This is a genomic window from Tolypothrix bouteillei VB521301 (assembly GCF_000760695.4).
In the GTDB taxonomy this organism is placed as follows: domain Bacteria; phylum Cyanobacteriota; class Cyanobacteriia; order Cyanobacteriales; family Nostocaceae; genus Scytonema; species Scytonema bouteillei_A.
In genome coordinates this window covers 1-22,172 of record NZ_JHEG04000002.1, presented here as the reverse complement: position 1 = coordinate 22,172, position 22,172 = coordinate 1, and the positions used below count along the sequence as shown (strand labels likewise).

At 42.7% G+C, this 22,172-nt stretch carries 18 protein-coding genes; 6 read left to right on the top strand and 12 right to left on the bottom strand.

The features are described from left to right. Window positions 1–51 precede the first annotated feature (51 nt). The 4 genes from pgl to HC643_RS38910 all read left to right on the top strand — a co-directional run bounded on the left by pgl (window position 52) and on the right by HC643_RS38910 (window position 3,079). On the top strand, window positions 52–777 hold the full coding sequence (gene pgl, locus HC643_RS38925) for a 6-phosphogluconolactonase (protein WP_038077142.1): 726 nt from the start codon (window positions 52–54) through the stop codon (window positions 775–777). Between the two features lie 189 nt (window positions 778–966). After that, entirely contained in the window at window positions 967–1,851 is an 885-nt protein-coding gene (locus HC643_RS38920) for an FHA domain-containing protein (RefSeq protein ID WP_038077144.1), read from the top strand. Between the two features lie 34 nt (window positions 1,852–1,885). Then, on the top strand, window positions 1,886–2,191 hold the full coding sequence (locus HC643_RS38915) for an FHA domain-containing protein (RefSeq protein ID WP_038077148.1): 306 nt from the start codon (window positions 1,886–1,888) through the stop codon (window positions 2,189–2,191). Between the two features lie 144 nt (window positions 2,192–2,335). After that, window positions 2,336–3,079: a M50 family metallopeptidase gene (locus HC643_RS38910; RefSeq protein WP_038077150.1), complete on the top strand. Its 744-nt coding sequence runs from the start codon at window positions 2,336–2,338 to the stop codon at window positions 3,077–3,079. A gap of 119 nt (window positions 3,080–3,198) precedes the next feature. Here HC643_RS38910 and HC643_RS38905 read toward each other — a convergent pair whose 3' ends face one another. From HC643_RS38905 to HC643_RS38860, 10 genes are all read right to left on the bottom strand, one after another. Continuing rightward, window positions 3,199–4,215: a 2-hydroxyacid dehydrogenase gene (locus HC643_RS38905; RefSeq protein ID WP_038077152.1), complete on the bottom strand. Its 1,017-nt coding sequence runs from the start codon at window positions 4,213–4,215 to the stop codon at window positions 3,199–3,201. A 423-nt stretch (window positions 4,216–4,638) separates the two neighbouring features. Beyond that, window positions 4,639–7,809 (bottom strand): plasmid replication protein, CyRepA1 family, encoded by a 3,171-nt coding sequence (locus HC643_RS38900; RefSeq protein ID WP_038077154.1) that lies wholly within the window; start codon window positions 7,807–7,809, stop codon window positions 4,639–4,641. Window positions 7,810–8,149: 340 nt separating this feature from the next. Continuing rightward, window positions 8,150–9,676, bottom strand: a complete 1,527-nt coding sequence (bchB, locus tag HC643_RS38895) for a ferredoxin:protochlorophyllide reductase (ATP-dependent) subunit B (RefSeq protein WP_038077156.1) — start codon at window positions 9,674–9,676, stop codon at window positions 8,150–8,152. A gap of 356 nt (window positions 9,677–10,032) precedes the next feature. Then, complete coding sequence (locus HC643_RS38890; RefSeq protein WP_038077158.1) at window positions 10,033–10,557, bottom strand: tetratricopeptide repeat protein; 525 nt, start codon at window positions 10,555–10,557, stop codon at window positions 10,033–10,035. 209 nt (window positions 10,558–10,766) lie between these two features. Continuing rightward, window positions 10,767–11,594 carry a WecB/TagA/CpsF family glycosyltransferase gene (locus HC643_RS38885; protein ID WP_237266100.1) on the bottom strand — a complete coding sequence of 276 codons (828 nt, stop codon included), beginning with the start codon at window positions 11,592–11,594 and terminating at the stop codon, window positions 10,767–10,769. Between the two features lie 23 nt (window positions 11,595–11,617). Continuing rightward, complete coding sequence (locus tag HC643_RS38880) at window positions 11,618–12,784, bottom strand: prenyltransferase/squalene oxidase repeat-containing protein (protein ID WP_038077161.1); 1,167 nt, start codon at window positions 12,782–12,784, stop codon at window positions 11,618–11,620. A gap of 387 nt (window positions 12,785–13,171) precedes the next feature. Next, entirely contained in the window at window positions 13,172–14,023 is an 852-nt protein-coding gene (locus HC643_RS38875) for a transporter substrate-binding domain-containing protein (protein ID WP_038077163.1), read from the bottom strand. Window positions 14,024–14,035: 12 nt separating this feature from the next. After that, the gene (gene rplT, locus HC643_RS38870) at window positions 14,036–14,392 is read right to left on the bottom strand and encodes a 50S ribosomal protein L20 (RefSeq protein WP_038077164.1); all 357 of its coding nucleotides are present in this window, start codon (window positions 14,390–14,392) and stop codon (window positions 14,036–14,038) included. A gap of 21 nt (window positions 14,393–14,413) precedes the next feature. Further along, window positions 14,414–14,611: a 50S ribosomal protein L35 gene (gene rpmI, locus HC643_RS38865; RefSeq protein ID WP_038077166.1), complete on the bottom strand. Its 198-nt coding sequence runs from the start codon at window positions 14,609–14,611 to the stop codon at window positions 14,414–14,416. 72 nt (window positions 14,612–14,683) lie between these two features. Beyond that, complete coding sequence (locus HC643_RS38860) at window positions 14,684–14,974, bottom strand: helix-turn-helix domain-containing protein (RefSeq protein ID WP_063779534.1); 291 nt, start codon at window positions 14,972–14,974, stop codon at window positions 14,684–14,686. Window positions 14,975–15,241: 267 nt separating this feature from the next. Here HC643_RS38860 and HC643_RS42470 point away from each other — a divergent pair, with 267 nt between their 5' ends. Then, window positions 15,242–16,417, top strand: coding sequence for a hypothetical protein (locus tag HC643_RS42470; protein WP_063779533.1), 1,176 nt, complete (start codon window positions 15,242–15,244; stop codon window positions 16,415–16,417). Between the two features lie 298 nt (window positions 16,418–16,715). On the opposite strand, the gene HC643_RS38845 is transcribed toward HC643_RS42470, so the two are convergent. Next, window positions 16,716–17,444 carry a hypothetical protein gene (locus tag HC643_RS38845; protein ID WP_038077167.1) on the bottom strand — a complete coding sequence of 243 codons (729 nt, stop codon included), beginning with the start codon at window positions 17,442–17,444 and terminating at the stop codon, window positions 16,716–16,718. Window positions 17,445–17,488: 44 nt separating this feature from the next. Next, window positions 17,489–19,819: an ATP-dependent helicase gene (locus HC643_RS38840; RefSeq protein WP_137986486.1), complete on the bottom strand. Its 2,331-nt coding sequence runs from the start codon at window positions 19,817–19,819 to the stop codon at window positions 17,489–17,491. A 157-nt stretch (window positions 19,820–19,976) separates the two neighbouring features. On the opposite strand from HC643_RS38840, the gene HC643_RS38835 reads away from it, so the two are divergent. Next, complete coding sequence (locus tag HC643_RS38835; RefSeq protein ID WP_038077168.1) at window positions 19,977–21,704, top strand: glycosyltransferase family 39 protein; 1,728 nt, start codon at window positions 19,977–19,979, stop codon at window positions 21,702–21,704. The last annotated feature ends 468 nt before the right edge of the window (window positions 21,705–22,172 follow it).

The window sequence follows — 22,172 nt, the reverse complement described above, 5'->3', positions numbered from 1 at the left end:
TCAGAATTTCGCTATTGTAATGCTGGAAGTCGCTAGTTTTATGAGAGAGCGATGAGCAAAAAAGTTGAAGTTCTAACAGATCGAGCTGCCCTAGTTTCGCAAGCGCTAGAATTGATAATATCCAAGATAGAAACTGCCATTGCAGAGCAGGGACGGTTTACTATTGCCCTGGCGGGAGGTAGTACACCCAAACCACTGTATGAGGCAATTGCGTCACGAAACCTGCCTTGGGATAAAATTCACGTGTTTTGGGGAGATGAACGTTACGTTCCGCCCGATCATCCAGATAGCAATCAACTCATGGCACGTCGTGCTTGGTTAGATCGCGTCGAGATTCCGGCAGCTAACATTCACCCCATGCCAACAGATGAAGCCGATCCCGCAGTGGCAGCAGCCAAGTACGAAAAGCATCTGCAAGAATTCTTTCACTCTTCACCCGGAGAGTTTCCTTCTTTGGATGTGGTTTTATTGGGAATGGGAGATGATGCACACACTGCTTCTTTGTTTCCCCATACGGCAGCATTAAAAGTAAAGGACAAGCTGATTACCGTAGGTAACAAAGACGATAACCAACGTCTCACCTTTACTTACCCCTTCATTAACGCTGCTCGTTGCGTTATGTTTTTAGCTACTGGTGCTAATAAAAAACCAGCCCTGGCTCAAGTCTTTGCACCCACTGCAGATGACTTTGCCTACCCATCTCGCCTAATTCAACCTCAAGGAGAACTTTTGTGGTTGTTAGATACAGCCGCAGGTAGTGACCTTAACAAAGGATGAAGTATAAAGGATGAGGGATAAAGAATGAAGGATGAAGGATAAAATTTCATACTTTATACTTCATACTTCATCTTTAGAGTCCACACTTCATACTTTAAGAAGGCACTTGTTAAAATCGGAAGCTAGAGTAGCCCCTCTGCTTGTCGGCACTATATTTTACGATTGAACTTCAACTAAAGGCTTAACTCCATGATCGTCTGCCCAAATTGCAATCACCCAAACCCAGACGGCGCTGTCCAGTGTGAAGCTTGCTACACCCCTTTACCAGCTACCACTAACTGTCCTAGCTGTGGGGCAACCGTGCAGGCAGACGCGTCTTTCTGCGGTCAATGTGGCTATAACCTGCGAGCTGCTGCTGCCCCTGCTGCCACTGCTCCTACCGCCGTTGCAGTTACCGTCGCTCCTGACATTTCAGAACCACCCCCGTTGGTTGTACCCGATCCGCTAGTACAGCCACAGCCGGTGACTGTAAATGGTTCTGCTAACAATAATGCCCCTAACTCCTCACCGTTACCACCAACAGCGGTTTCAGTAGCCCCAGAATTTACGGAATCCCAAAGCAGCGAGCCACCAACCGTTGCTGCACCACCGCCTCCTGTTACTCCAGAGCCAGTAGCAGCACCAGAACCCGAGCCAGTGACTTCCGCAGCGCAACCAGCACCACCTCCACCAGTGGCACCGGCACCCGTACCGCCACCTCCTGCTCCAGCTGCGGTACCACCTGCTTCAAGGACTCAATTACAGCAAGTGACCGCACGCCTCATCCACGTCCAAAGCGATAGAGATGTTGAGTTACCGCTGAATCTCTCTGTTGTACACATAGGCAAGCCGAACGATCGCATTCCACCGGATATAGATGTATCGGGATTTCCCAATTCTGAGATTGTCTCGCGAATTCATGCTGATATTCGGATTGAGGGAGATGCTTATTATATAGAAGATGTCGGCAGTTCCAACGGCACTTACGTTAATAACTTACCCCTGTTACCCGGAAACCGCCACCGCTTGCGACCTGGCGATCGTATAAGTTTAGGTAAGGGAGATTTAGTGACATTCCTGTTCCAAATCTCTTAGCCAATTCTATTTCTGATATGACACGTGTGCTTGCGTGATTAAACTCATCCTGTTACATTCATTGCAATCTCTCCCGGCTCAAAGTTGGACTTTTGAAGATGAACCCATCATCCGCATCGGACGGGCGACGGATAATCATGTTGTTCTCTACAGTGCCGTGGTTTCCCGCCATCACGTTGAGGTAAGACGGGTAAATAAGGGCTGGGAAATTGTCAGCGTAGGTGCAAATGGAACTTATGTGGATGGAGAACGCATCGACCAAGTAGCGGTTAGCGATGGAGTCATCTTTCGCCTTGCTCGTTCCGGTCCTCAAATCCAAATCCGCCTTAATAATTCGTAATTCATGATTCGTAATTTGTCATAAAATTTATGAATTATGAATTATGAATTGTGGTAGTGCGGTCGAGCACAAACAACAGTTAGGATGGATGTGCAACTGCGACCAAATGCATGAATTTGGTCATACGATTAGGAAGACGAACCCATGAGCAACTTTGGGAAAGATTTTGAACCCCTGCTAGCCCGAGAAGCCCCACAAGCAATTGACCGCATGGGATTTACTTGGTTAATTGCAGCTGCTGCAGCCACTATTGTGCTGTGGCAGGTTCCCGGAGGAGATTACATTTTATACCCATTTTCTATCCTGGCAACTTGGTTCCATGAAATGGCTCACGGGATCGTGGCGCTTCTTTTGGGAGGCAATTTTCAGCAGTTAAAGGTTTTTCCTGATGGCTCTGGTGTCGCATATCATAGTGGTGCGTTATACTTAGGACCAATTGGTCGCGCTTTGGTTGCAGCCGCAGGACCGATGGGACCTCCAATCGCAGGTGCAGCCCTAATTCTTGCTTCCCGCAGTTTTAAAACTGCAAATCTCAGTTTAAAGATTTTAGGGGGTTTCTTGCTCCTCTCAACAGTTATATGGGTGCGATCGCTGTTTGGAATTGTAGCAATTCCCCTTTTAGGTTTAATTATCCTTGGTATTGCCCTAAAAGCTCCTCATTGGGTACAAGGATTTGTCATTCAATTTCTTGGCGTACAAGCGTGTGTAAGTACGTACCACCAACTCAATTATTTATTAAGTGCTTCTGCTGGTCCCGGTTTGCTTTCTGATTCAGCACAAATACAGCAGCAGTTGCTTTTACCCTATTGGTTTTGGGGCGGTTTGATGGCGATCGCATCTCTGGTTATTTTGGTACAAAGTCTTCGTTTGGCTTATCGTTCAAGCTAAGCAAGTCAGCTACCCCAACCTACAAGCAAAAGTCCCCCAATTTATCGGGGGATCTAGAACATTAAGAGGCTAAACGAGCCGTTTGAAAACACGCTCTAGGAAGGGTAAAAAACTGCCCTCTAAACCTTGGTTGCAACTTTTTGTTGAGCAGCTATTTCATTTTGACAGGGACGACCTTGTTCAAAATCAGTTATATTAGCAATGGTGGTCTCCGAGATATTACGGACTGCTTCTTCTGTAAAGAAAGCTTGATGCCCGGTAATCAGGACGTTTGGAAAGGTTATTAAACGCTGAAAAACGTCATCGTGAATAATTTCATCAGACAAATCCTCAAAAAATAAGTCTGATTCCTGCTCGTAAACATCAATACCAAGATACTTAATTTTACCAGACTTCAATCCTTCGATCGCTGCTGTCGTATCAATCAAAGCTCCCCGGCTCGTGTTGATCAGCATGATCCCCGGCTTCATCTGTTGTATCGATTGAGTATCAATCAAATGATGGGTCTGAGGTGTCAAAGGACAGTGCAAGGTAATAATATCGGAATTAGCAAATAACTCTGATAGTTCTACATATTTAGCTCCTAAGTTTTCAACTTCTGGATTGCGATAAACGTCATAAGCCTGAAGGTGACAGCCAAACCCTTTCATGATTTGTCCCACAATTTGACCTATTTTCCCAGTCCCAATAATTCCCACAGTACGCCCGTTTAGGTCAAATCCCAAAAGCCCTTCAATTGAGAAATTTCCTTCCCTAACACGGCTATAAGCGCGATGAATCTTACGATTGAGGCTTAATATCAATCCAACAGTGTGTTCTGCTACTGCATAGGGCGAGTAGGCAGGAACACGCACAACAGTCATACCCAACTCGGCGGCGGCTTTCAAGTCCACGTTATTAAAACCCGCACAACGGAGTGCAATCAGGCGAGTTCCTTGTGAAGCAAGAAGTTCTAAAGTTGGGGCGTCAGCGCGATCGTGTACAAATACGCAAACCGCAGGAAATCCAGCTGCTAAGATTGCTGTATCTCGATCGAGACGCGGTTCAAAGAAAACCAGTTCGTGTTTATTTTGCTCATTTGCAGCTTCTAAAAACTGGCGATCGTAAGCTTTTGTACTGAAGACTGCTACTTTCATAAAAAACTTCAAGCTTTATGCTGCGTTGCTTTTCCGTATATGATAACTCAATTGCTTAGAAGGCTCACAAATACTAGAGAAATCTAGCAATTCTATTTGAGATCTGAACGAGGGAGACAAGGGAGATAAGGGAGACAAGGGAGAGGTGTTTGTAACTCAAGTAGGATTGCTATATAAAACTAATAAGTTTTACCAATAACAATACAGGAGCATCCCGATTTGGAAAAAACACGCTTATGATTGAAATCACGCCTATACAGACAGATCGAGTCCGCCCGTGCAGACTTTATTTAAAGCCTGCGTAGGCTGGCTTTGTTTGTATAGCTCCAGAATTTATTCTGAGGGCAATTTGCGCTCTTTGGGATGCTCCCAACACTACTACAAACTCATTGTCTTCTCTGTGTCCTCTGCGTTCTCTGCGGTTCAAAAAGACAATTTTATAAGCTCCAACTTTTCATTCAAAAACGTATGAGTTTTTTCCTCTTTTACACCACTGATATTTAACAACATCAACTCATCTCGCTGATGCCAGACAGCAAATATTTTTTGCCGCTCATCATAAAGCGTTTCTCTATTAATTTGATACGCCTCAATATCAATTCGCTTAAGCTTTAAGCCCAATAAATTCAATAACCTCTCCAGTATTCTTACGGCTGAAACACTCTTTGTACCCGTCTCAATATTAATTCCCAGCGTTCTGCGAATGTGTTTGCTACATTGAAGTGAAATATTTTTGAGCAATATTAAATCTGCATCATTTTCAGTAAATTTTCTTTCTGGTTCCAAAAATTTCAGCATTCCTAAAGCTCTTAATGCTTCTATTTTAAGAGTGTAAGTTTTTAAATCTGGTAAAAAAACTTTACCATCACCCCAAGATAACTGCTGATGGAACTCTTGCTTGTCTTTCAGATGAAAGTAATTGCTTTCATGGGTGAGGTAGTAGTGAGAAAGTAATTGACAGTAATATCCTTTATCGTCCCTTAGCTTCAATTCTGGAGTCACTTCAATCCCGTACTTTTGTTTGAGAACATACTTGCTAATTTTGTGACGTTCCTCATTCGTTAAAGAGTGTTTGGTCAGAAGTTGTGCGTATGCTAAGTCATTAATATCTTGTGCATTAGCTACAGCCGTTGCCAATGTCAATTGGTTTTGTCGCTTGATTTCTCTAATTTTCCGGTCGATTTCTTGTGTATTCTTCCGACTTTGCGACCAATCCTTCTGTACTTTTACAATTTCTAAAATTAATCTTTTCCGAGTTGTTATATCGTTGCGATCGGTTGCTAAAAAGGCAAAACGTAAATCTCTAATAATATTCTTTTGCGTATCATTACTTCGCATGGAAACCGGGTGTCCATCCGCAATCAAGCCTTCCTTCATGGATTGGCGGTAAAAGGTGATAGACGCATTCACTCTTGCTGCTAACTTTGACCAAGTACGTAGATGAATGGGATCGTAAACTAAAGGTAAATCTACATCAATTTTATGTAATGGACTTAGCAAAGCTAAGTTTTCTTTTTGATTGTCCTGATACCAACAGGAAAGCGATCGATAATTTGTGCTACCACTTCCAATCAACCCAATTCCTCGCTTAGCACACCAAATAAAACGGGGTATATTATCGCGGACTCTTGCTAATGCTTGTCGTGCATCAAAATCAGGAACCACTCCTTGAAAAATACCATAAACTCTATCAAAATGCCGCACGTCAATACTAATTCCCGTACCCAAACTAGGAGTGACAAAAATGGTGTCATACGCAGCAACTTTTTGATTGATAGATGCTACAAAATCAACAGCTGCATGACCGGGTGTGTTAGTTGTATGGCTGCTAACAACGAGAGTATTGGGAAATTTATGCTGCAATCTCGCCAAACGCTCTCTCAAGTAACGTTCAATGGTTTCACAACTATAACGCCCGGAACGACTATCAGTTGTTACATAACATTTGTATCCTGTCATTAAATCTAATTCTAGTTGATGAATCAAAGGAGTTGGATTGGGAGAATCATAAAAAGTGGTATCCCAACCTTGATGTGGTTTCCATTGATTAATTGCAATCCAAGGAACTACCTTAATTCCTGCCAATCCCTGTAAATATTCTAAAGAAACGTCTGATAAGTCAGCGTCTTGCGCTATAACCAAACCCCCTGTTTTTAATACAGTTGAAATTAATTCCTGAAATATTTTTAAAATTTTGACTCGTTTATCCTTACAAGTACTGCTATTGAGTAGATGCCATAATGACTGTTCGACTTCATCCAAAATAAAGATTGCACCTTGCCATTCTTCAGGATTCAGTCTCCAAATGGAATCGATACACAGACCGAGAGATTGGCGGTTGGGAATGAGGGACTGGTGAGATGAAGAGATATGAGATGAAGACATAACAGAAAATAGCTCTATCTTGTCCCCCTTGTCCACCTTGTCTCCCTTGTCCCCCTTGTCTCCCTTGTCTCCTTTCCCCAATCCCCACGGAATACCAATTTTTTCACATAAAAATCGTCCGAGTTGAATCCTATGAGTCATTAATAAAACAGGTTGATTTTGACTTTTTGCTCGATTTACAACAGATTGGAGTGCTGTGGTTTTCCCCGTTCCTTTTGCTGATTTCACTCCAACTAACCCAGAAGTGGGAAAAGGTATTTCTCCCAAATAAGGACGGTTGATAGTGAGTGCAGCTGGAATAGTCAATTCAGTATGAGGTTTGGTATGAGCAAGGTAGACTTCTAAATCAATGCTGTTGCGATAAATGGATTCAAAAGCACTTGCACCTTTAGCAACGATCAAGTCATCTACGCCTTTCTCCATTCCAGGAAGTTCAACGACTTGAACGGGACAATTTCTTTTTTGAAATAAAAATCCTAATTGAGAAATAGCGTTGTTTACAGTTACGATTTTCTTTGGTTGAGTTTCAAAATCAAAGCAAATATAAAATGTCCGCTTGGTGATGGTGAATGCGCCTAGATCCGGAATAAGTTGGCGACTGACGACTTTTCCAAATTCATCTCTAACAACGCGATAACCGTTTGTAATTCCGGGAATGCCTATTGCTGCATATCCTTGAGTTAACAGTGCTGCTGCTTTCTTGACCCCTTCACAAATAATCACGGGTACATTGCGTTCCATCACCCAAGACCAAAAACCTTCTGCTTCACCATTAGGATTGAGGTTGATACGCTCGGGCATAGCCACGTTGTAACGCTGAGAAACTTGCTGCCAAACACAAAGTGGGACTCGCAGACAAAAGACTCGTGTTGGAGTACTCGGGGGATGCTCGTACTTGATAGACTTGCAATTTTCATTCATGCGGGGTTGGTTTGGCTTAAAGCATCCCCACTCCATAGCCTTCCAATGATTCAATGGATCGAGACCCGAACACCACCAACCGCCGTCTGCAATGTGTTCGTAACGTTGCAACCAGCTACTCCTAACCATCCCGGTGTTCGTGCGGGGTAAATGTTCGGAAATTAACAAATATTGATAAGCAGTATTGCCTTGAAGAGATTTAAAATTGAGTTTACTAATGTCTAAGTTTATACCACTACCATTGACTAATTCTTCAAGGTGTTGGTTGTGTAAGTCGTGCGAGTACATTGGTCAGGTAGTAACATAGGACGATGAATTAAAAACCTTAACACGCATCTTCTGATTTTTATAGGTAGGAAATGTAAAGGTTGAGTGACACTTTTGTACTCAGGGCAGTCTAAAATACATCGGTTAACGAGGGAGAGGTTTCTTTTGTCTTCTGTATAAGTAAACTAATAAGTCTGTATCGTAATATTCGTATCTATAAAAAAAATACAACTCAGTAAAAACCGCATAGTTCACCGAAACAATAGCTTGAACGCTTAGAGAGTAGCTACCCTCTGCCTTTCTCTAGCAAATAAAAACATTAATGGAATTCCCAGGTAAAGCCTGGGAACGAGACTGGAACTTATGCCCCAACAGCTTCCTTAGCAGCGTACATAACTTCCACAGTAATTTGATTGAAATTGCGTTCGCGAGCAAATTTTTCTGTATTGCGCTTCACTTTCCCGCGTACAAAACCAGGGACTTTGTTTAATTCTGCCTGAGCTTCCTTAGTCCAAGCTAAGTCAGAATCAGCAGAAATACCCTTTGTAATAACTTCTTTGGTATCGTGTCCACCAAAGATTTCTAACAAGTGGTCTTCCATTCCTAAAGTGAAGGAATTGTATACCAAATCTGCAATTTGATTTGTCCCCTCGTAACCTACAAAGGGTTTGTAGCCAATGGGGAAGTTCTGGATGTGGATGGGTGCAGCAATAACACCGCAGGGAATATCCAATCGCTTACCAACGTGGCGCTCCATTTGAGTACCGAAAATTGCAGAGGGTTCAACACGAGCGATCGCATTTCCTATCTCTGTATGGTCATCTGTAATAATCACTTCATCACAGTACTCGCTAACTTGTTCGCGGAACCAATCAGCATCGTACTTGCAGTATGTTCCAGCCCAAACGACATGAATGCCCATTTCCCGTGCCAAAATCTTGGTTATGGCTGCTGCATGAGTATTGTCACCGAATACCACAGCCTTTTTCCCAGTTAAGTTCTGACAGTCAATAGAACGAGAGAACCATGCTGCTTGAGACACATACAGGGTTTGGTTGTTGATATACTCTTCGTAATCAACACCGGCACCTTGAGCGTTAATCACCTGTTGAATCTTGCGGATGCAACGAGCCGTTTCTACAACCCCCATAGGCGTGATATCTACATAGGGCATCCCAAATTCTTCTTCTAGGTAACGAGCTGCCAGAATACCTAGTTCCCGGTACACTACGAGGTTAAACCAGGCGCGAGGCAAATTTTTCAACTCGTGAACGGAAGCTCCATCTGGTATCACAACATTCACCTCAATTCCCAAGTCAGCCATCAGCCGCTTCAGTTCGGTGGAGTCATGTTGGTTGTGGAAACCAAGAGTAGAAATACCAATAATGTTGACAGAGGGTTTTTCCGTTTTCCCTTGTGGGAGTTCGCCCTTCTTGCGAGCTTTCTCAATATAGAATTGAACGATTTGGTGTAGGGTGCGATCGGCAGCCTGGATTTCGTTAACCCGATAGTGATTGACATCTGCTAGCAACACGTCAGATTTTGTTTCCAGCGTTGCCCGCTCTACAAAGTTTTGTAAATCTTCTTGTAAAATGCTAGAAGTACAGGTAGGAGTCAACACGATCAAGTCTGGGTGTTCTTCTGCATCTTTACGGGTGATGTTGTCCACCACTTTTTCTTGTGAACCGCGTGCCAAAACGTTACGGTCTACGATACTGGCTGTCACCGGGGTAAAATTCCTCTCCCGTTCGAGCATGGAGCGCATGACGTTGAAGTAATCATCGCCCAGTGGAGCGTGCATAATGGCATGAACGTTTTTGAAGGAACTGGCGATTCGCAAAGTGCCTATGTGAGCGGGACCTGCATACATCCAGTAAGCCAATTTCATGAGTGATGTTCTCCTTTGGAGTTAGGGAAGAGGAGACAAGGGAGACAAAAAGATCGTGCCCAATGCCCCATTTTATCCGTTTGTTGCTTTTTGAAAGTGCTTTTGATTCTCTCAAAATTTGACCTTGTTGATGAAGTGGGAAGTACAAGGGTTTTGGGGATTTGCGATCGCTCAAACTTCGTTCCTGACTGTAATTCAGCTTCTAACTTAAACAACAAAAGGTTGTTTAAGTGAAATAAATTGTAATGTTTGGGGAAATTTCTTAATTGTTTTTTCTGGAGGCGGAGCCTCACACTCTGCATTTCCAGGCTCAGCCTCCGTAACGAAAAATTCCTAACTCCCAACCCCAGATCTTCCTATGCAGCTACCAAACGGCGCAAAGAATCAGCACGGCGTTTTGCTGTCGCATTGTTGGGATTAATTTTTAGTGCGTTTTCGTAAGCTTCCAGTGCTTGGGAGTTTAATTTTTTACGTTCGTATGAATGACCTAAATTGTTAAACGCTGTCACATAGTCAGGTTTAACTCTCAGGGCTTCCTTGTACTGCCGAATCGCTAAGTCATACTGTTCTTGGGCAAAGTAGGCATAACCTAACCCGTTGTAAATATAAGCAATATTTTCTTCGCCTTCTTCCTCAGCAGCTTTGAGTGCTTTTTGAAACAAGGCGATCGCCTGAGAAAAGACCTTTTTTTCCGAATAGATACTTGCTAATTCGTAATATTCCTGAGCCGTACCCTTTTCTTGGGCTAGCTTCTTTCGCAGGCGAGAGAGAGAACCTTCACGCTTGCGAGTTTTAAAGATTTGGCGAAAAATGATGACAACTGTAAATGCCAGCAGACCTACTAAAACGGAGAGATAAATAATTGCTAGATTGTTATCCATTGCCAAAAATACAAACCTTTTCTTAAAACATGACTAATGGCTCAGATAACAATTGTAGCTTCTATGCCGCAGATCGAATCACCAGACATGACTTGTCAAGTTTACCGAGTCATAGGGAATCTTTTCAAAGAAGAGTATTTTACCAGCAGTTATTCAATCAACCCATGTCTCCCATAAAAGTTATAAGCTTTTGAGTATTTCTGCTGTTTTTAGGCAGCTTGCTTCTTCTGGCTTTTATGGATAAAAGCCTGTAGGAGGGTGTAGATAAACTGTAAATTGGTAAATAAATAGCGTCTCCACAATCTTCTGGGTTCTTGAAGCAGGCGGTAAAGCCATTCGAGCCCCACTTCCTGCACCCACAGAGGAGCACGTTTTTTTCTACCTGCAATGACATCAAAGCTACCACCTACCCCAATCGCTAGGTTTACGCCCAAATTTTCCCAATGCTCTTCAAGAAAGTATTCTTGTCGGGGGACTCCCATACCTACAAAAAGAATGCTCGCGCCACTTTGACGAATAGCTTCAGCCCGACCGGCAGCCTGTTGTGAACTGAAGTAACCGTTATCAAAACTAATTTTGAGTCGTGGATGCTTGGACTGTAGTTTTGCGGCGGCGTCTGCAATCACATCTGTTGTTCCTCCTAGCAAGTAAATACCCAGTTGTCGTTGTTCCGCCACGGCTGCGAGTTCATAAATCAAGTCAATTCCTGCAACACGACTTGGTAAGGGCGCAGACAGCCATCGTGAAGTCCAGATAATTGGCTGACCGTCTGCCACAATTAAAACAGCCTTATTAATAATTTTTGCCAATCGTTTATTGTTTTCCATCATCATGAGGATGGCTACATTAACGGTGCAAATATATCCTCTTTTTTCCTCTTGGATGAAACGAATTGCCCAGTTAACTGTTTCTTGGATTGTCACGGGGTCAAAACTGCTATTTAAAATTTGCACTCTTTGTTTGGCCCGATCCTCTTCTTGGAAATGCTTAATCGGCAAGCTCTTAGGGTTGCTATTGAAAAATTTCATGGTTTCCATGACTGTATCCTCACATCTGTCCTTTATTGCTTGAGGGTAATTAATAAAAGCAATGCATCTACGAAAAACTTCGCTGCCCAGTTTGGATAGGATAAGCGAGTGTATGTCCCCCAAATTGGCTCGGAACCTTTAATCCCCCCTCGAATGTTTGGGTTGGAGGTTTGAATATCTTGGCAGGACATGACGTATTGCAAACTGTTGAATGCTGCTTGATAGTATTCTTGTTGTCCTGTTTGTTGGAAAAGCTTGAGCCAAATAATTGCCATTTGACAGTTACCGGTTAAGCAGCAGTAATTTCCGTGAGGCTTTCCCTGAAGGTCTATTTGTCCGGGAATAAATCCATTCGCACGAACGTGCTTTAACACTGCTCTGGCTCCTGCGATCGCAGCGTCTATATACTTTGGCTCGTTAAGCAAATAACCTGCTTCTAAAAGACCGCGATTGGCGTATGCGATGTTGTGAGTGAAAGGAGGAACACCTGGTTGAAAAGCACATTGGTCAAACCAACCAGCTTGTTGCTGGCTAACAGCCCAATCCAAGTTAGCTCTAGCAACTCTCTCTCTATCTGGGTGGGGACTTATAACGTGTAGTTTTAACAAAGGCCAAGCAACACGAGTGTTATAGACGTGAGGAACATTCAAATGAGTGTTTTGAGTCCATCGTCCTGTTTCATCAGCTACTTTCACAAGCCAATTACCAGCAGCTTCAGCTGCTTGTAAAAAATACAAATCTTGCGTCTCTTCATAAGCTCGAAGCAGACCTTGCAGGACTTGACCTGTATCAAAGACAATACCTTTTGAACCGTAGCGAGGGTCAGAAATTGAACCATCATCGTTCTGTATTCTGACTAACCATTTGCATGCACTGACAGCTCGATTCCAAGCGTCATCATCTTGAATTTCATAAGCCAAATCAAAAAATGTGTCAGCAATGTATCCCGTAGTTTCGCGGTAAGAAAGCCTCCATCCTCCTTTAAGGGAGTAACCCCAACTAATTCCGTCATCGGGGCTGCAATCTTGAGCACGTTTGAGCCATTGAATAGCCGCGTCTAAATGCTTTCGAGGCTCAAATACCGTTTTGCGTTCTCTAAAGAGATCGTTGATTGATATATTGGAAAAATCCCAAAGTCTTACCAGCGTTCCTGGTTGCTTGGAATTGCCAAATGTCTCTACCTTTTTTTCGCCTTGCATATCATTTTGTGAGGCAATACTGCTTTAGCTACTACGCACCAGATAGAAAACACCCTTGTACGTACCTGAATGTGTAGTTTGGTAGCTGCTTTTAGGCAATCTGTCAAGCATTTTCTGCTTGTATAGAAAATCCTAACCCTAGCCATTTACTTTATTAGGCTATTGACTGGAACTTTTTGAATTTTTGGTGCTTCTGTAAAAGTACTGATATTAGAGATCTTCTGTCTACTATCTTTACGTCTTTTTCACGAAAAACCCTTGAATTCTTTAAGTAGTGATAGTGAAACTTGATATTTTAGGGGCTTGGAGAAGAGTTGTTCAAAATAGGGTAGGGGCTTCGGTTTGCTATCAAATTTCTTGAGTTTGGTGTCCAGCGTTCAATCTCTTTTAGAAATTTTGTTTGAAATCAGTAAATTGATTTGGTAAGCCCCAGTACTTTAGACGTTCAGAGAGCCAACCAGAATCTATGTAGCGAGCGATCGCTACATTCACCCGTCTTCGCAATTCATCATACTGCAAACCTTTGGGCATCACTACAGACAGTGGCTCTGTAGACAGTTTCGTTAGTAAGATTCGATACTGTGGGTACTGTTGAACGAAACCACTTAGAACACTTCCATCTGCAGCAAAAGCAGCAACTGCATCTTTTTCCAATAGAGCAATTGCTGCTTGATAAGAATCTACTCCGACTAACTCAGCACTCGGCAAATAGTACCGTACTGCGGCAATTGTGCTTGAGCGATCGAGAACAGCTATTTTCCGTTTTGTTAGATGGCTTAACTGCTGCACCGTATTATCTTTTGTCAGCAGGACAGATCCATCAAAGTAGTAAGGAACGCTAAAACTCACCAAACGAGCACGTGAAGACGTTGCTGTGACTCTAGCAATGCCAATGTCAACTTTATCTTCCAAGACTGCTGACAAACGATCTTGATTTATTACGGGCTGCAGGCGAACCAAATCTTCTTTACCTAGTAAGTCTACTGTCAATGCTTTTGCTAAATCAATTTCCAAACCTTGCAGTTGACCGCTTGCATCTCTAAATGCCAATGGACGCAAGTTATCTTTGACAGCAATCTTGATGTAGCCTCTTCGTTGAATCTCTGATAATTGGGCAGCAGATGCGGACAATCTTGCATCTGCAAAAACAAAGCAGAAAGCTAGAAGCACAAAAATGGCAGCAGATAACAGAGGATATAACCGATCGATAGTCTTCCATCTGTTACATCCGTTACCCATCACCTGCTCCCTTTATCCTTTTGCTTGAGTTGCCAATTCAGCAACTTTGCTGAAGCTAGCCGGATCGAGAACTGCTAATTGCGCCAACATTTTGCGATTGAGTTGCACGTCCGCTTTTTTGAGATTGCCCATTAACTGGCTGTAGCTCAAACCATGCAACCGTGCTGCTGCGTTAATGCGAGTAATCCACAGGCGACGGAAATCGCGTTTGCGCTTTTTGCGATCGCGATAGGCATTCCGAAGCGCCTTCATGACTCGCTGATTGGCCGTTCTAAACAGAGTTGAGTGAGAACCGCGAAAACCTTTAGCAAGTTTGAGAATTTTTTTGCGGCGTTTGCGAGCAACGTTACCGCGTTTTACCCTTGTCATCTTTTCAATTCCACCAATTAATTACAAATAAGGAAGCATTCCGCGTACATTTTCTTCATCGCGCTCGTTGACAACTGCCATTTTGGACAGTTGGCGCTTTTTATTAGAACTTTTGTGCTCTAAGAGGTGATTTTTAAAAGCTTTACGGCGCATGATTTTACCACTACCAGTGGCGCGAAACCTTTTCGCCGCAGCTTTACGCGTTTTTAGTTTGGGCATGGATTGGCGTTAATTCGACACAATCCCCAATTATAAACTATGAATAGAGGTTAGGGAATAGGAGAGTGGGGATTAGCTATTGGGTATGGGGCTAGCTTTTTGCCCCAACGGTTTGACCTCAGATCCGGTTGGATAACAATCATCGCCATCGTAGGTGTATTCAAGTAAATCGGTAGGAGTAATAATTCGGTTTTCTCTTCTGCCACGATAAGCCTTTGTTAAGCCATTACACAAGTTGTTGAGAACCCTACCGCTAATCTGCTCGATCTCATCCACGTTTTTTAGCTTTGAAATGGAAGTGGGATGAACGCCGGAAAGCTCGGCAAGTTCTTTGTTGCTGATTTTTTTCTCTGCCATTAGCATCCTAAGCCGCCAACGAATCATTTTTTGAGAATCTTCCTTTTTTATCTACTTTACATAGTTTCCTCCAAATCTTAGTTTATAGTCAGGCTGCGTTTTGACTATTTATTTTCCATTTTCCATAGCTGATAAGAAAATTTTATATTTAAATGTAAATTTACGTAGCGTATAAGCTATATACTAATAAACAGTAAAAAAGACGATCCCTCTGACCTAAGTCAAGGTGGGATCGCCTTTTACATCTTTAAATTAATTCAATTAATACCTATTATGCCACAACTACAAGCTGTTGCAACAAACGAACAAGTTATTGCTCAACAAGAGTTTGAAAAATACGTTAAAGCTCAGGGCGCGACTACAGCACTCCAAACAGGTAGCGATTCTTTTGAAGGATTAGCTCAATCTACTTCACACATCCTCAACCATGCTTTATGGCTTGCCCAACAGAAGGAGCAGTTATCCAAAAGGGAGTACAGACAGTTACTGAATTGCCGGGGTTGGAAGAATGAAGACCGGAAGTACTTAAAAGTAGCTGCAGCATTCAAACAGTTTTCAGATCGAGACTTAACTCAAATTGAGCCAGCAACAATATTCCAACTGGCAAACAATCCCAAAAAGTACCAAAGCGTCATTGACCTGCTGCAAACTTTAACCGAAATTAACCAATCTGCTGTTCGAGACTTGATTGTTAAGCAGCGACAACCCAAGGAACCAAAGCAAGAATTACCCAGCATCTGGCGGCGGACAAAAAACGGAGGGCGGTACTGCCAAATTCCACCGATCCAAGAGACTGACGAAAGAACTGGGACGGCTTTACAAAAGATGATGGATGACGAGGGGTTGACAGCACAGCGCATTGTTGCCGAAGCCATAGCGCTGAGACAAGCTTACAAAGAAGGACGGTTGATGTTGGTGGAAAGCTTTGAACCAACTTGCGATCGAGAAACATCAAAGGATTGGGAAACGAATTCAAGCAATGTTTGGCTTGATGAACCGAACACAGATATTGCTACTAAGGAGTTTGAGGAACACATAGAGGGCGCTTGGACATTCGAGCCAGACCCAGAAAAGGACGAGCCTGTGGAGGATGACGGGGAGTATAGCGCTGTCGTTGAATCCGAAACAGAGTGTGGCTCCCCATCTCCCGTTGAGTTGTTGATTGAAACTTTTCAGAATGCCAGTAGTTGGGAGCCAATCAGGGAAGCTTTGCTCGTTCATGAAGATTGCAAGCAACAAGCATGGGACGTACTAACACCAATTGAGAAAAAGCGAGTCAGGGGATTGATGCCAATTGAGGTGAAAAAACTATCTGAGGCTAAAAAGGCGGGTTTGATTGTTGATTTTAAAGAACTCAGAGAGGGGATTTATCAGGTGCGGCGAAGGGGTATTTTGTTAGGAGAGGTGGTGAGTTCGTCAGGATTAGACGCTTTTTTGACTCAGTTGTAAGTTGAATGGCGATCGCTCCTAAATAACTAGTACGATGGGCGCGGAAATTAAATATACCATTAGAATTGAGAGAAAAGATTTAGTAACAAGCGTTTGCGCCTTCTGCCCTAGTAGCGGGCGTACTTCTGCCTTCATGTACTAGGCTATTTCTGGACCTAATGACCAACAAAATCGCCGCAGTTGCGATCGCCAATCATCTAATTTTAGTGACTCATAACACCCGTGAGTTTAGCCGTGTTCCTAAATTACGGTTAGAAGATTGGGAAATAGCAGTATAGGAATTTTCTCTTACTGATGATTAAGGACTAATAGCGACTTTAGGATCTAAAACAACTTCCGAACCAGATTCATTGATATGGTAAGTCCAAGATTGGGAACCAACCGCTACAACTGCTTCCCAGCCTTTGATAGGATTGAATTCCTTTGTACAAATTTCTCCAAACTTAAATTCACAGGGATTGCCAAAGGTTTTTTGAGTGGCTTGGGTAATTTTTAATTGAGCAACTGGTATTTTGGAACGCCGTGAAGCATCACGCAAGATCGGATTTTCTAACGCTTTTGGCATTGCAGTGGGTTGAGATGCACTGACTTTAGGATCTAAAACAACTTGCGAACCAGATTTATCGACATGATAAGTCCAGGAATCGTTCTTGAGTTGTACGTTAACTTCCCAACCCTCAACGGGTTTAAATTCTCTAGTGCAAACCTCACCAAACTTAAATATGCACGGATTGCTAAACGTTTTTGCTGTTGCTTTTGTTACCTGTAGATTGCGTATTGCTATGTTAGAACGCTTGGAAGCATCGCGCAAGATAATGTTTGCAATTCGTTTCGGTAGAACGTTGGATTGCTGGTTGGTATTTTGAGCGAGCTGGGCGACTTTGCGATCGCTACTGACTTGTTGTGCGGTAGCGTTTGCCGTAGAATGGCCCACATTCCCCCAAAAGAGCAAACTGGTTAACAAGAGCGTTAAAACAGCACCCTTAGGAACTTGAAGGACACGATAAAAGTGATTTAGAGATTTCATATTGTAAAAGTGAATGTTTTAAACTGTTTGTTTTTCAGACGATTTTACTTAGGTATTGTTGCCATTGGTATAACGCAATCGCGAAATTGACGTTTCAATGGCGCAAACACGGGACAAGGTGCTTGGTCTTGTAAATTTTCTGGTTTACTCCAAGTAAAGGGTGCTTTTTTTGACGCAGACATCCATAACAATCGCTTTGCCCGTGTCATGGCAACATAGAGCAAGCGGTACTCCTCGGCAGTTTTTAGGTGTTTGGCTTGTTCCCAAGCCGTGGTAACATCAGGTAAAGTAGATTCATCGTGGAGAGCCGCACGAATTTGAGCGCGAGCCACTTCCGAGAGGGTAAAATCTCCTAAAAACTGGCTTTGAGGCGGAACCCAAAATCTACCTGGAATTAAATTTTCATGGAGAAAAGGTATAAACACGTAGTCCCAATCCAAGCCCTTGGCTTTGTGCATGGTAATGATTGTCAGTTGACCGCGACGGGTGTAGCGAGCTTCTGAATCTTCTGTTTCCACAGGTTCAAATCGTTCGGAACTAACGATTTCACTGAGTGCGTTTAGCATCATACCCATGGAAGCATGACCTGCAATTTGTTGGTTAATTCTTTCTGCTAATTTGTCAGCAGTTGCGAGTTCTGCTTGGTCGTAATTCAGTGCTAGAGCAAAAAAAGAAATCAGATGATACAAAGGCAGTTCCAACCGCGCCCGAAGTAAACTGCGGCACAACCGTGCAGCTTTTTGTACGGTTTCTGATTGGGGTGCTGCTAAAGGACCGGGATACAAAAATTCTTCGGGTAAAGTTGCAAGAGCATTTAAGTCTTGTGTTTCAATCAGTCGCCTTTGGACAAATACTTCTAGGGCTGCTTTCAGGTAGTCTGGAGAATGGGGGCGATCGCAAAATTGCAGCAGGGCTAGAATTTCCACAGGTACGTGAGAACGGCGTTCCTGTTCGCCAACATCATAAAGTGTAATTTTATAGAGTTTGCAGATAGGAGCCAATGCTTCAGCCAACCACCGTCCCTGACGGTTTTCTCGAACTAAAATGGCTGCACTCCCATGCGTTGGATCTTGGGAAAAGAGATCGACAATTCTGTCAGACAACAACTCAACTGTATGATGGATGTCGCGAGGAGTATGAATTTCTAGTCCCTTTCCGATGCGTTCCGGATTGGCATTTGCTTGAGGATCGTCAGGGTTAACTGGGTGAATGATTTGATGGCGAAAGGGTAATTGTCTTTTGTCAGCTGTCAATTGTCCTTTGTCATTATCAACTGACGAATAACGGTTCACCCATTGCAGAACAAAATTAGCAGCTTCAATAATAATTCTGGTACTGCGACCGGCTCGATCCATCGTTGCAAGTCGTTCTTGCAAGCTGCACTCCTCACAGAATTGCCGAAAATAAATCGGATCGGCTGGGGTAAACGTAGAGTTAATGGCTTGGTTGGGATCGCCAACACGGATCAGGTTTGGTGGTTGATTGGGATTGTTGGGGTCAGCTGCAAGAATTGTTAAAAGTTCCGTTTGCAAGGGGCTAGAATCTTGGGCTTCATCTTCAAAAACTGCAAAAACTTGATTTTGCTCTATCTTGCGGGCGCTTTCGTTTTCTAAAACCCGCAAGGCGGCTAAAATCATATCATCATAATCAATAAAGTCACGAGAACGCATCAAATTTTGATATTGGTCGTATAACCCAGCAGCAATGCTTAAAATTCCATACTCATCTTTTGTCTTGTTGCTTAACTCGTGTAAATCTTCTGGCAACAAACCGGAACTTTTTGCTTCATGAATTGCAGTCATTGCTAAATCCGGTAGCACTTCTGTCCGCAATACGGATTGACGCCGCAGTCTTTCTGTTTCTTCTCCGTCAAATTGCGTACCTTCTATTAAGCGAGAATACTGGCCCGGATGGTTGGAAATCCATTGTTCTACAGCAGTACGGATAAAACGGTGACTTTGGTTTGGAGTGATTAAAGTCACGTTTTCTAACTGCAACCCTGACAAATCGGGGTAGCGGGTGGCAATGTTGAGTGCAAGACCGTGGAGTGTATGCACAACAAAGCCTGTCTGGGGTAAAGATAAATCTTTACGTAAGTATTCCCGGATTTTAGCTTTAATGTTTGCTGCCGCCGAGCGAGTAAAGGTAACAACAATCAGTTGACTGCGCGATTTTTTGCGTAATTCCGCAGAACGTTCGTACTGACGTGCAATTGCAATGGCAGCTGCAGCTGCCATCCCTGTTGATTTACCAGCTCCAGGAACTGCTGAAATTGCCAACGGACCCGATCTCCAGTCTGCCATTTGTTGCTGTCCGGGACGAAGACTGTTGCGGATACGCGTGATGGCTGTATCCCGCAGGGAAGACACGGGCATTTCAGCATATACTTCTATAAAGTTAGAATCTTGAGGCACAGTATCTGTCAATTGAATGTCCTACTAACTAGAATTTGAGATGGCTAATTGCTAATAGCTAATGGCTAATAGCAGAAACAATTAGCAATTAGCCATTAGCTATTAGCCCTTAATATTTATGGTAAATCGTAAATTCCTACATTATCTGTGTTTGATTGCAGTAATATTCTTGGGGACTTTCTTGCGCTTTTGGCATTTGGATTTAAAACCCCTATGGATGGATGAAGTTATCACTGCTATCTTTAGCTTGGGGAAGAATTACGGCAATTTTCCTTTAGATAAGGCCTTTCCGCTTCAAAATTTGCCAACAATGTTTGCCTTTCAACCGGGGCAGAGTTGTTTTGAAATTACCAAAACTGTCGCTACCGAGTCCACTCATCCACCACTTTTTTTCTGTGGAATGTATACTTGGTTGGGTTGGCTGGCTCCATTAGGAGAAGAGTGGGTAGCAAAGTTGCGATCGCCATCCGCCTTATTTGGTGTTGGTGCTATTGTCGCAATATATTATGTCAATCGTGTCGCTTTCTCTCCGTTGGCTGGATTAGTCGCAGCTGCATTGATGGCTGTTTCTCCCTTTGCTGTCTACCTTTCCCAAGAAGCACGGCACTACACCTTGCCCATGTTTCTCATCACTTTAGCTTTACTGGGACTGGTAAAAATTCAACAAGATATAGAAAAGCATCAAACAGTGCGGTTCTTTGTTTGGGCTGGGTGGGCAATTGTGAATGCTATCGGTCTTTACGTGCATTACTTTTTTGCTCTTGCCTTTATCGCCCAAATTGTAACGCTGCTTTTGTTAATGTATTGGCAAAGGACAAAAATAGCCAATCAATATCAAACGTGGGTGGCTATCTTTCTCTATTCCAGTGGAGTTGTGTTGAGTTTCTTGCCCTGGTTGGCGATCGTGTTTTCTCATTTCAATCGTTCTGAAACTGACTGGATAGCACCTCCTCAAAATATAGCTCCTCTGTTTCAAACTCTCCTCAACTGGGTATTAATGCTCATTGCTTTACCAGTCGAAAATCAGCCCCTCCCAATTGTATTGATATCTGGGTTGCTCATGGTGTCTTTCACCTTTTGGATAAGTTGGCAACTCTTACTCGGTTTTAAACGACTGTTGTCTGTACCATCAGTGCAAACAAGCACATTAGTTCTGTTCGCTTTTTCTGGTTGCGTGTTGTTAGAATTTTTTGCCATTGCCTATTTCTTGGGAAAAGATATTACCAACGTTCCAAGGTATAGTTTTGTTTACTATCCTGGGTGGTGCGCTTTACTAGCTGCAAGTCTTTCTCAAAAAGAGAAATATGAACAAAGAATAAGAAGTAAAAAAAAATACATGATTGTTTCTCCGCTCTTAATTTGTTTTTTTGTCGGTATTATTTGTAGTGTTTTCGTTGTTTCCAACTTCGTTTTTCAAAAACCTTTTCAACCAGAGCAAGTTGCAAAGAATATGAATCAAGATCCTTCTAGTTCTCTCATGGTTGTTATGGCATATAGAAATTATCAAGATATTGCCTTAGGGTTGAGCTTTGCTTTAGCACTTGAACCGATAAGAACTCAAAACATGAGAACTTCACCTCAATGCTCAATACCCGATGCTCAATGCCCTAAATCCTATTTTGCATTTTTCAAGCAATCACCCGACTTTTCCTCTGTTTGGCAAAAACTGTCTCAACTTCCCGCACTAGACGTCAATAAGCTTAATCTATGGATTATTGGTCCTGGGCGGAAACGGGTAGATTATCCAACTCAAGTAGCAATTTCCCCTCAAATCAGTTGCAATATTGATTCTAAAGAGCATTACCGTATTGGTATTCCCTATCAGTTATATCGTTGCGATCGATAGTGACCGATTACCGCCCGTCTTTAAGGAAGAGACGCGGAGATTGGGGGACGCATTAATACACAGAAAACGCGCAACCCTTCCTTTCCACCCCTCTCCCTCTCGGTCAACATGAGAAAATTAAAGACAGCACAGCTAGCAGGGAAGGAAAACTTTTTCTTTCCTTGAGTATAAGTGCCTTCCTGCGATCGTCAAGGTCAATATCCCTTCAATAGAAAATACTGAATATTTTAGTAAATGTACGGTTATTATACTTAAAGGTCAACAATAGCTAAGTAGAAACCCTGTTCTAAAAAAGGTTTAATTTTTCTATACTTATACTGGTCTATAGTGTAATATAAAATACTATAATTAGGTAATTAATTATAAGATTAAGAATATTTGAGGGCAAAAGTAATACTTAAAAAAAATATGTTTAAGATAGGTAAAGAAAATTTAGGATTTTTTTAAAAAAAGTATACTAAAATTAGC